At 66.8% G+C, this 10906-nt stretch carries 9 protein-coding genes and 1 pseudogene; 1 reads left to right on the top strand and 9 read right to left on the bottom strand.

Annotated features, from left to right (window positions below):
* The 9 genes from AC1DYI_RS17450 to AC1DYI_RS17410 all read right to left on the bottom strand — a co-directional run.
* A partial coding sequence (locus AC1DYI_RS17450; protein WP_477205403.1) for a helix-turn-helix domain-containing protein occupies positions 1–135 on the bottom strand: 135 nt, incomplete at its 3' end.
* Positions 136–209: 74 nt separating this feature from the next.
* A complete protein-coding gene (gene pcp, locus AC1DYI_RS17445; RefSeq protein ID WP_477205401.1) occupies positions 210–869 on the bottom strand; it encodes a pyroglutamyl-peptidase I in 660 nt (219 codons plus the stop codon).
* Complete coding sequence (locus AC1DYI_RS17440) at positions 869–4522, bottom strand: hydantoinase B/oxoprolinase family protein (RefSeq protein WP_477205400.1); 3654 nt, start codon at positions 4520–4522, stop codon at positions 869–871. The genes pcp and AC1DYI_RS17440 overlap by 1 nt, the downstream gene beginning before the upstream one ends.
* A 52-nt stretch (positions 4523–4574) precedes the next feature.
* Entirely contained in the window at positions 4575–5579 is a 1005-nt protein-coding gene (locus tag AC1DYI_RS17435) for a TRAP transporter substrate-binding protein (protein WP_477205399.1), read from the bottom strand.
* 38 nt (positions 5580–5617) lie between these two features.
* A complete protein-coding gene (locus AC1DYI_RS17430) occupies positions 5618–6928 on the bottom strand; it encodes a TRAP transporter large permease (RefSeq protein ID WP_477205398.1) in 1311 nt (436 codons plus the stop codon).
* A gap of 21 nt (positions 6929–6949) precedes the next feature.
* Positions 6950–7483 carry a TRAP transporter small permease gene (locus AC1DYI_RS17425; RefSeq protein ID WP_477205402.1) on the bottom strand — a complete coding sequence of 178 codons (534 nt, stop codon included), beginning with the start codon at positions 7481–7483 and terminating at the stop codon, positions 6950–6952.
* An 83-nt stretch (positions 7484–7566) separates the two neighbouring features.
* A complete protein-coding gene (locus AC1DYI_RS17420) occupies positions 7567–8529 on the bottom strand; it encodes a TRAP transporter substrate-binding protein (protein ID WP_477205397.1) in 963 nt (320 codons plus the stop codon).
* 45 nt (positions 8530–8574) lie between these two features.
* Positions 8575–9372, bottom strand: a complete 798-nt coding sequence (locus AC1DYI_RS17415; protein ID WP_477205396.1) for a putative hydro-lyase — start codon at positions 9370–9372, stop codon at positions 8575–8577.
* 85 nt (positions 9373–9457) lie between these two features.
* A complete protein-coding gene (locus tag AC1DYI_RS17410) occupies positions 9458–10366 on the bottom strand; it encodes a LysR family transcriptional regulator (protein ID WP_477205395.1) in 909 nt (302 codons plus the stop codon).
* Between the two features lie 190 nt (positions 10367–10556).
* Here AC1DYI_RS17410 and AC1DYI_RS17405 point away from each other — a divergent pair.
* Positions 10557–10906, top strand: a pseudogene (locus AC1DYI_RS17405) (hypothetical protein); the annotation flags it as partial.

Below are 10906 nucleotides of genomic sequence, written 5' to 3'. Positions count from 1 at the left end.
TTCTTGCTCCCGCCAAATGGTAGACCGATGGCAGCCGACAAAGCGTGCCACGGCGGCCGCACGAGCGCCGTAGCGCAAGCAGACCTCAATACGAACGCGATCTGTCGAGGACAGGTGAGAGTATCGGATTCCCATTCGTGCAACTGCTCCTTGGAGAAGAAGTGTTGCACTTCAAATCTGAGGCGAAGCAGCCCCCTAATGTGCAGTTGTTATGCAATCTGGCCTTCGGCCTGCACGGTATCGCCGCCGCGGTGCGTCACGGCGATGCGCAAGGCCTGGCGCATGCCTTCGACCATCAAGGGCAGCGGCATGCAAGGCACGCCGGGGTGGCGCGAGGCCTGGGCCGGCAGCAGCGGCAGGTGCATGAAACCGGCGCGCACTTCGGGGCGCTGACGCAGGCTGTGCATCAGGGAATAGAAGACGTGGTTGCAGACAAAGGTGCCGGCGCTTTGCGACACCGACGCGGGCAACCCCACGGCGCGCAAACCAGCCACCATCGCCTTGATCGGCAGCGTCGAGAAGTATCCCGTCGGGCCGTCGGCCACCACCGGCTCGTCGATCGGCTGCGCGCCTTCGTTGTCGGGGATGCGCGCATCGTCCACGTTGATCGCCACCCGCTCGATCGAAAAGTCGGCGCGGCCGCTGGCCTGGCCCAGTGCCAGCACACAGACCGGCCGCAGATCGGTCACCAGACGATGGACCGCCTCGCCAGCGGCACCGAAACGGCAAGGCAGCAGGTGCGCCACCACACGCGCGCCGGCGATCGGCGCGCCGTCCAGCGCACGCGCCACCTCCCAGCTCGGGTTGATCAGCTCGCCGCCAAAAGGCTCGAAGCCGGTCAGCAGGATCACGGCATCGTCTTCAGTCATCACGCTTCACCGTAGCCACCGCCCCCAGGGGTGTCGATCACGAACACGTCGTCGACACCCATCTCGACCGACGCGATGTGCGGCAGATGCTCGACCTGCCCGTTCCCGCGCTCGACGCGGTTGGCGCCCAGCGCGCCGGGCTGCCCACCGGCCATGCCGAAGGCCGGGTGCACGCGGCCGTTGCTGAGGATCGACGCGGTCATCGGCGCGAGGAAGCGCACACGCCGTGTGCCGCCATCGCCGCCACGCCACTGACCGGCACCACCAGAGCCCGCGCGGATCTCGTAGCCGTCCAACCGTACCGGGAAGCGGAACTCCAGCACCTCGGGGTCAGTGAGGTAAGAGTTGGTCATGTGGGTCTGCACGACCGCCGTACCGTCGAACCCTTGGCCGGCACCGGAGCCACCCGAGATCGTTTCGTAGTACTGGTGCTTCGCATCGCCGAAGGTGAAGTTGTTCATCGTGCACGGGCCCGAGGCCATCACGCCGAGCGCACCGTACAAGGCGTTGGTTACGCACTGCGAGGTCTCGACGTTGCCGGCCACCACAGCCGCCGGCGAACGCGGGTTCAGCAACGAACCTTCGGGCACGATCACCTTCAGCGGCTTCAGGCAACCCGCGTTGAGCGGAATGTCGTCGTCGACCAGTGTGCGGAAGACATACAACACCGCCGCCATCGTCACCGACTTCGGCGCGTTGAAGTTGTTGGCCGCTTGCGCGCTGGTGCCGGTGAAGTCGATCGTCGCGCCGCGCGCCGCCGCGTCAACAGTCACCTTCACCTGGATCTGCGCGCCGTTGTCCAGCGGCAGCGTGAACGCGCCATCCTTCAGCGCAGTGATGACGCGGCGCACCGACTCTTCGGCGTTGGCCTGCACATGGCCCATGTAGGCGGACACCGTTTGCCGGCCGAACTGCGTGACCATCGCGCGCAGTTCCTGCACGCCCTTCTCGTTCGCGGCGATCTGCGCACGCAGGTCGGCCAGCGTCTGCTCGGGGTTGCGCGCCGGGTAGCGGCCAGAGCGCAGCAGCGCCATGAACTCGGCCTCGCGCAAACGCCCGTCGCGCACCAGCAGGAAGTTGTCGATCAGCACGCCTTCTTCGTCGATGGTCTTGGACAGCGGTGGCATCGAGCCTGGCGTCAGGCCGCCAATGTCGGCATGGTGGCCACGYGCGGCCACGTAGAACGAAGGCTTTGCGTCGCCGGGCTCAAGGTACACCGGTGTCACCACCGTCACGTCCGGCAAGTGGGTACCACCGTGATACGGGTCGTTCAGCACATACACATCGCCTGGCCGCATCTCGGGGTTACCGGCAATCACGGTCTGGATCGACTCGCTCATCGAGCCCAAATGCACCGGCATGTGCGGCGCGTTGGCGATCAACTGGCCGGCCGCATCGAACAGCGCGCAAGAGAAGTCGAGCCGCTCCTTGATGTTGACCGACACCGCTGTGTTCTGCAGCCGCAAGCCCATCTGCTCGGCGATGTTCATGAACAGGTTGTTGAACACCTCCAGCATCACCGGGTCGACCTGCGTGCCGAGCGCATGGCGAGTGGCCCGCGCTTGCACACGCTTGAGCTCCAGCGAGCCACTTGCCGCGAGCAAGGCTTGCCAGCCCGGCTCGACCACCGTCGTCGCATTCGCCTCGGCGATCACCGCCGGGCCAGTGATCGTGGCCCCGGGCTGCAGGTTGTCGCGCAGGAACAGGCCCGCGTCGTGCCACGCCTCGGCACCATCCGCACCCTCGGCATACATGCGCACCGTGTCGACAGGCTTCGGCTCGTAGGCATCGGCTGCCCCGGCGGCGGCAACTTCGAGTTGCTCGTCGCTCGCGCCAGTCGCCTCGACCGAGACCGCCTCGATGACCAACGGCCGCCCTTCCATCAGGAATGCAAAGCGCTGGCGGTAAGCGGCTTCGAAGCCGGACTGYAGCGTCGCGATGTCGCGCGCCGCGCCGCCGGTGTCAGGCAGGTCGACGCGCAGCGCCGTGTCGGTGCCTTCGTAGCGCAGCAACAGGCCGATCTTGGCCGCGATGCGCGTGGCCGGCAGCCCCTGCCCCAGCAGTTCGGTGGTGGCTGACTCGGCCAGCCCTGCACCCTTGGCCCGCGCCGCCTCCAGCCCGCACTCATCGAGCGGGTGCTCGACCGAAGCCTCACGCATCGCGATTTGGTCGGCCAAGCCCATGCCGTAGGCCGACAACACCCCCGCCAGCGGATGCACAAGCACGCGCGTCATGCCCAAAGCATCGGCCACCAGGCACGCGTGCTGGCCACCGGCACCACCGAAGCACTGCAGCGTGTAGCGCGTCACGTCATAGCCGCGGGCCACCGAGATGCGCTTGATCGCATTGGCCATGCTCTGCACCGCGATGCGCAATGCGCCATTGGCGGCCTGCTCGGCACTGACCGGGCGGCCAGACGCTTGACTCATCTGCTCGGCCAACTCGGTGAAACGGCGCACCACCACTGCACGGTCCAGCGGCTCGTTCGCCCCCGGGCCGAAGACCTTCGGGAACCAGTCCGGCTGCACCTTGCCGAGCATCACGTTAGCATCGGTCGTCGCCAGCGGCCCGCCACGGCGGTAGCTGGCCGGGCCAGGGTTCGCGCCGGCCGACTCGGGCCCGACACGCAGCCGCGCCCCGTCGAAGCGAATGACCGAGCCGCCACCCGCCGCCACAGTGTGGATGCTCATCATCGGCGCCCTCACCCGCACGCCGGCCACCTGCGTGTCGAACGCGCGCTCGAACTCGCCGGCAAAGTGCGACACATCCGTCGACGTGCCGCCCATATCGAAGCCGATGACCTTGTCGTGCCCCGCCGCCAGTGCCGTGCGCACCATGCCGACGATACCGCCCGCCGGGCCGGAGAGGATCGCGTCCTTGCCCTGGAAGCGGTTCGCCTCGGTCAAACCGCCCGAGCTCTGCATGAAGTACAGCGGCACTCCCGGCATCTGGCTCGCGACTTGCTCGACATAGCGGCGCAGGATCGGCGACAGATAGGCATCAACCACTGCGGTGTCTCCACGCGCCACCAGCTTCATCAGAGGGCTCACCTCGTGCGAGGCACTGACCTGCGTGAAACCGGCTTCGCGCGCCAACCGCGCCGCCGCTTGCTCGTGCGCCGTGTGCCGATAGCCGTGCATGAAGACGATCGCGCAGGCGTGGATGCCGCTGGCGTGCGCCTCGGCCAGCTCGCGCCGCAGCGCCGCTTCGTCCAGCGCCTGCACCAGCTCGCCATCGGCGCCGACACGCTCGTCAGCCTCGATCACGCGCTCGTACAACAGCTCGGGCAACACGATGTTCCGGTCGAACAGCCGCGGCCGCGCCTGGTAAGCAATGCGCAGCGCGTCCCGAAAGCCACGCGTCGTGACCAGCAGCGTACGGTCACCCTTGCGCTCGAGCAGCGCATTGGTGGCCACCGTGGTGCCCATCTTCACGCATTCCACCCGCTCGGGCGTGATCGCCTCGCCGGCCTTCAGGCCCAGCAGCCGGCGGATGCCCTCGATCGCCGCGTCGCGGTATTGCTCGGGGTTCTCGCTCAGCAGCTTGGCGGTCGCCAGCGTGCCATCGGGCCGGCGCGCGACAACGTCGGTGAAGGTGCCGCCACGGTCGATCCAGAACTGCCAACGGGACGGGGTGTTGTCTTGCATGGTCATCGGTGAAGTGAGGTCAGTGTAGGCAGGTCGGCGGCGGCACGCGAGCCGGGATTCAGGCCTGGGTGTAATAAGGAATGAAGATCTGGTTGGCCAACGGCCCGACCTCGCGCAACCATTCGAGAGAACAGCGCTCGCCCAGGCGGCGCAACTCGTTCAGCGCGGTGACTGGCAGCGGGTCCACTTTCATGCCCTGGCGCTTCAGCTCGGCCACCGATTCGGTGGCCGCCGTCTCGCTGGCCGCCCAGCCGCGCGCTTCGGCCGCGCCGGCGGCGTTCTGCAGCGCACGGCGCGTCGAGGCGTCGAGCTGGCCGTAGGCCTGCGCATTGGCGAACACGATGTTCTTCGGAAACCACGCGTTGATCTCGTGGTAGTGCTTCAGCTGACGCCAGACCTGGTTTTCGACTCCGGTGACGGCCGAGGTGATCATGCAGTCGATGCGGCCCTCGGCCAAGGCTTGGCCAACTTCGGCCATCGGCACATCAACCGGCGTGCAGCCCAGCAGCTCGGCGATGCGCGCGGTGCTGCGGTTGTAGCTGCGCATGCGGCTGCCGCGCAGCTCGGACAAGCCGGCCAACGGGCGCATCGTGTACAGCCCCTGCGGTGGCCACGGCACGGCGTACAGCGGCACCAAGCCCACGTCGGCGAACGCCCGCTCGATGATCGGGCGCTGGTAGCGCCACAGGCGCTTGGCGTCGGCATAGCCGCGCACGACGAAAGGCACGCTATCTGCACCGGCCACCGGCATCTCGGTCACCAGGCTGCTCATGATGGTTTCGCCCAGCTCCACGCTGCCGGCCCGCACCTGTCCGGCGATCGCCGCCAGTTGGACCAGGCTGTTGTTCGCGTGCAGGTCCACCTTGGGGGCGCCCGGCGCGGCCGCCGCCCACTCGCCCAGCCACTGGCTCAGGTTGCGGCCGTGGAACGAGTCGGCGCGGTAGCCGGTGGCGCAGCGCCAGGGCGCGGCGTCAGCCCGGCCGAGGGTGGGCAGCAGCGCACCGGTGGTGGCCAAGGCCGCGCGCAGCCAGGCGCGCCGGGTAGGCGTAGAGAGCTGGAACATGGTGGACCCCTTAAGACTGCGAGGCGTCGCTGCGCAGGTCAGCGTTCCGGCCCCATCACCAGATCGGGCACGATGGTCACGATGCTGGGGAAGGCCGTGATCAGCGCAATGCAGGCGACCAGGCAGAAGAAGAACGGGATCGCCGCCTTGGCGATCAGGTTGCCGTCCTTGCCGGTCATGTTCTGCAGCACGAAGAGGTTGAAACCCACCGGGGGCGTGACCTCGGCGATCTCGACCAGCAGCACGATGAAGATGCCGAACCACACCAGGTCGAAACCGGCCTTCTGGATCATCGGCAGCACCACTGCGCTGGTCAGCACGATCATCGAGATGCCGTCGAGCGCGGTGCCAAGCACCAGGTAGACCAGCACGAGTACGCTGATCAGCGCATAACCCGGCAGGTGCATGCTGTTGACCCACTCGGCCAGCTCACGCGGAATGCCGGTGAAGGCCATCGTCTTGGTCAGGAAGGCGGCGCCGGCCAGGATGAACATGATCATGCAACTGGTGCGCGCCGCGCCGAACAGACCGTCCTTGAAGTTCTGCCAGGTCAGCGACCGGCTCCACAGCGCCAGACCCAGCGAGCCGACCACGCCGTAGGCAGCGCAATCGGTCGCGGTGGCAAAACCCGCCAGCAGCACATAGACGATGAACAGGATCAGTGCGGCGCAAGGGATGAGGTTGCGCGACAGGCGGATCTTTTCCATCAGCGTCGTCGGTGGCTCGGCCGGCGGCATCAGGTCCTTGTTTTTCAGGCTCCACCAGACGATGTAGCCGGAGAACAAGGCCATCAGCACCAGCCCGGGCAGGAAGCCGGCCAGGAAGACGCGGATGATCGACGCATCGGCCGCCACCGCATAGACCACCATCGTGATCGACGGCGGGATCAGGATGCCCAGCGTGCCGGCCGTGGCCAATGAGCCGAGCACCATCTTCTCGTTGTAGCCGCGCTTCTTCAGCTCAGGCAACGCCACCTTCGAGATCGTCGCGCAGGTCGCCGCCGACGAGCCCGACACCGAGCCGAAGATGCCGCAGCCCAGGATCGTCGTGTGCATCAGCCTGCCGGGGATTCGGTTCAGCCATGGCGCGAGGCCGGCGAACATCTCTTCGCTCAGCTTGCTGCGGAACAGGATCTCGCCCATCCAGATGAACAGCGGGAGTGCCGCCAGTTCCCAGCTTGCGTTCGACTCCCAGAAGGCCGAGAACAGGTTCAAGCCCGGCTGGGTGCTGGTGAAAAAAGCCTGGCCGACCCAGCCGCAGATCGCCAGCGTCATCGCGATCCAGACGCCGCCGGACAGCAGCATCATCATCAACAGCAGCAAGAAGCCGCCGACCATCAAGGTACTCATGGTGTGAAATCTCTCAGCGGATCAAAGGTCGGACGAGTAGTCACCCGCGGCGTGGCGCTCGGCCACCAGGCGGACATAGGTCGGTTCACCGCCGCGGGCGACGATGACGAGTTCATCGATCACCGCCAGCCACAGCAGGATCGAGCCGAGCGCGAAGCTGGTCTGCGGGATCCAGATCGGCAGCGGCAGCAGCCCTTGTGCCAGTTCGTGGAAGCGCCAGCTTTCATAGGTGAAGGCGCAGGCCCACCAGGTCAGGTAGCCGACCGCGATGGTGGCGATGACCAGCGACACCAGCTCCAGCGCGCGGCGTGGTGCGGGCGGCAGCTTTTCCATCAGCAGCGTCACGCGGACGAAGTCGCCGTGCTTGAACGCATGGGCCATCGTGAAGAAGCCCGAGGCCGCGCAAAGCCAGGCGACGATGTCGTTGATGGCCCCGGTGGACACGCCGAACTCGCGGGCGACGCTCTGCCAGATCATGAGCGCGCAGATCAGCGCCACGCACAGGGCGCCCAGGCCGCCAGCGGCGAGGAAGAGCGCGTCCAGCGTGCGGCGCAAGCGGCCGGGCGCGGCGGTGGCCAACAGGGGCCTGGCCCCGGCCGTCAAAGTTGCCGTGGTTTCCATGGTCTTGGTCTCTGGCTTCACTTGCGGAAGTTGTCGATCACGGCCTTGCCCTCGTCACCCGAGGTCTTCAACCACTCGATCGTCATGCGGCCACCGATCACCTTCAGCTCGCGCTTCAAACCTTCGCTGGTGGTGTCGACCGTCATGCCCTTGGCGGCCAGCTCCTTCATGTACTCGGCGTCCTTCTGCTCGCTGATCTGCCAGCCGCGCTTGCCCGCCTCGGCAGCGATCTTCAGCACCGCGTCCTGCGTCGGCTTGTCCAGCGAGTCGAAGGCTTTCTGGTTCACTACCACCGCGTTGCGCGGCAACCAGGCGTTGACGTCGTAGAAGTACTTGACCTGCTCGTACAGCTTGCTGTCGACGCCCGACGCGCTGGAGGTCAGAAAGGTCTGCACCGTGCCCGTCGCCAGCCCTTGCGGCAACTCGGCCAGCTGGATGGTCACCGGCTGCGCGCCCACGTATTCGGCAATGCGCGAGGTGGCCGGGTTGTAGGCCCGCATCTTGGTGCCCTTCAGGTCTTGCATCGAGGCGACCGGCTTGATCGAGTACAGCCCCTGCGGCGGCCACGGCACGGTGTAGAGCAGCTTCAGGCCCTGCTCGTGCAGCGTGCGCTCGAGCTGCGGATGCGACACCTCGTCGAGCTTCTTCGCCTCGACATAGCTGGTGGCCAGGAAGGGGATCGAATCGAGCCCGAACATCGGGTTCTCGTTGGCCGCGCTGGACAGGATGAACTCGCCGATCGCCGTCTGGCCTGACTGCACCGCGCGCTTGATCTCGTTGGCCTTGAACAGCGATGCGTTCGGGTGCAGCGTGATCTTCAGCTTGCCTCCGCTGGACTTGGCCACTTCGTCGGCGAACCACTGCAGGTTCTGCACCTGGAAGGTGTTGGTGGCGTAGCCCGACGGCAGGTCCCACTTGGTCTGGGCTTGAGCGAACGGGGTGATGGTGACGGCCAGTGCGGCGGCGATCCAGGTCTTCATCAAGGTCTCCTCAGTGAACGGCAAAAGTGAGGTTCGGTGCCCGGCTCAGTGCCCGGCCATCTGGTGGTTGAGCCAGTCGGTGATCAGCATGGCGCCAGGCGCATGGGTAATGCAGAACTCGGGGCGCGCGGCGGCCAGCGCAGCCTGCGGCGTGACGCCGCAAGCCCAGAACACCGGCACCTCGTCGTCGCGGATCTCGACCGCGTCGCCATAGTCGGGCCGGTGGATGTCGGCGATGCCGATCTGTGCGGGGTCGCCGATGTGGACCGGCGCGCCGTGCACCCGCGGGTAGCGGGCCGTGATCTCGGCGGCGCGCTTCGCGTCTTCCTTGCGCAGCGGCCGCATCGACACCACCATCGGGCCGGCGAAACGGCCAGCAGGCACGGTGGGCAGCGCGCTGCGGTACATCGCCACATTGYGGCCCTGCTCGACATGGCGCAGCGGCACGCCTTCGTCGGCCAGTGCCTGCTCGAAAGAGAACGAGCAGCCGATCACGAAACTGACCAGGTCGTCGCGCCACAGCGCGCGGATGTCGGTCGGCTCATCGACCAGCTCACCATGGCGCCAGACGCGGTAGCGCGGCACGTCGGTGCGGATGTCGATGTTGTCGCCCAGCGTGGGCAGCATGGGGTCACCGGCTTCGGTCACCGCCAGCAAGGGGCAAGGCTTCGGATTGGCTCGGCAGTACTGCAGGAACTCGCCGGCCCAGGCCTCGGGCAGGATCACCACGTTGCCCTGCACATGCCGGCCCGCGAGACCGCTGGTGTGGCCATTGACTTGGCCCGATCGGATGGCCGCCCGGGCCACCGCCGCGCTGCTTGCAAATACCGTCGCCGTGCTCATCGAATCACCCCTTTTCTCACTGTGGGTTCACCAATGGGGCGCATTGTGTGAGCCACCCCTCGGGGACCACAAACGGGAAATTTCTCTATGACCTCATCGATTTTTTAGATGACCCAACTTGAATCGCCTTGAAGCCCAAAAGCGCGTCCACAACAGTGCGGGTTAACGCTGATCCCGGGTCGTCGCGGTAGCTCAGGAAGATCGGCAAAGGCGGCATCTCGGCCTCGCAGGGCAGCACCCGCAGCGGCTGCCGTTCGGACAGCCGGCGCACCACCGCCAACGGCAATGTGGCCACCCCGAGGCCGCCTTCGATCAGCTGGACCATCGCTGAGACGGACGAAATCGCGTGCACCTTCAACCGCGTGTGGCCCGCCTGGCGCATCAGGTCGACCAGCGCCACGTGCGGCTGCGAACCGCGCTGAAACGTCAACAGCTCCAGCGTCGCCAGGTCGGCCAGCGAGTAGCGGCGCTTTTTGTGCAGTTGTGCATGGCCGACGAAGCACATCGGCATCGGCGGCAGCGCCTGCTGGCGCAAGCCGTCACCCGAAGACGGCAAGGCCGCCATCGCCAGGTCCAGCCGGCCGCGGCGCATCTGGTCGACCAGCACAGGCGTGGTTTCGACCGTCAGCTCCAGTTCGAGCCCGGGCTGCGCCGCGCGCATCTCGCGCACCCAGTCGATCAGCCACGAGTGCAACACCGATTCGATCGCGCCGATGCGCAGGTTCAGGCCCGACTCGGCACTGCGTCCCATCTCGTCGCGGATCTCGCGCTGCAACGACAACAACCGTTCGGCCATCACCAGGAAGCGGCCGCCGGCGGCCGTGAGCCGCACCTGCTTGTCGCGCCGGTCCAGCAGCAACACGCCCAGCTCGTCTTCCAGCGCCGCGATGCGGCTGGACATGGCCGACTGGGTGATGAAGAGTTTCTCGGCCGCGCGCGACACGCTTTTCAGCGTGGCCACCCAGTAGAAGGCTTCGACAAAACGAAGGTTCATGCGATGTGCGCCAAGGTTGCCGTCCCGCGCATTGTGACTGTCGTCCTTCGCCGGTGCCATGTCACGAACTGGCCGGTTGGAGACTTGCTTTTCTCGCTGCAAAGACAGCGCTACCAACCTACGATCGCTGCCAGGGCCGAGCCACGCCTGTCGCGTGCGCATGGCCATTCGATTGCTCCAACGCAAGGCCATGTCCGACCTCTCCGCTCAGCTGTCCCTGGTCCCGAACGACCTCGACGCGCTCGCGCCACGCCAGCCGCATGCGCAGGCGCCCGACGCCGTCCCGGGGTTCGCCTGGCCGACGCCGCCCTACGCCGTCTACCCGACGCCCGAAGCGCACGCCGCCCAAGAGCCGTGCGAAGTGCTGGGCCTGAACGGCAAGGCGATGAACGCGCGGCTGATCTCGTTCGACCCGGTGCTCGGACTGGTGCAGGTGCAGGTGCCGCCTTCACGCACGACGCTGGCGCTGCGGGCCTCGCAGTCTGGTGCAGGTGCAGGTGCCGCCTTCACGCACGACGCTGGCGCTGCGGGCCTCGCAGT

It is taken from the genome of Ideonella sp. P3_A4 (assembly GCF_056403075.1).
This window is presented reverse-complemented; position numbering and strand designations above follow the sequence as displayed.

Excerpts from the sequence above, each read along its gene's own strand:
- AC1DYI_RS17430 (WP_477205398.1), bottom strand. The coding sequence starts at position 6,928 with ATGAGTACCTTGATGGTCGGCGGCTTCTTGCTGCTGTTGATGATGATG.
- AC1DYI_RS17410 (WP_477205395.1), bottom strand. The coding sequence starts at position 10,366 with ATGAACCTTCGTTTTGTCGAAGCCTTCTACTGGGTGGCCACGCTGAAA.
- pcp (WP_477205401.1), bottom strand. The coding sequence starts at position 869 with ATGACTGAAGACGATGCCGTGATCCTGCTGACCGGCTTCGAGCCTTTT.
- AC1DYI_RS17435 (WP_477205399.1), bottom strand. The coding sequence starts at position 5,579 with ATGTTCCAGCTCTCTACGCCTACCCGGCGCGCCTGGCTGCGCGCGGCC.
- AC1DYI_RS17420 (WP_477205397.1), bottom strand. The coding sequence starts at position 8,529 with ATGAAGACCTGGATCGCCGCCGCACTGGCCGTCACCATCACCCCGTTC.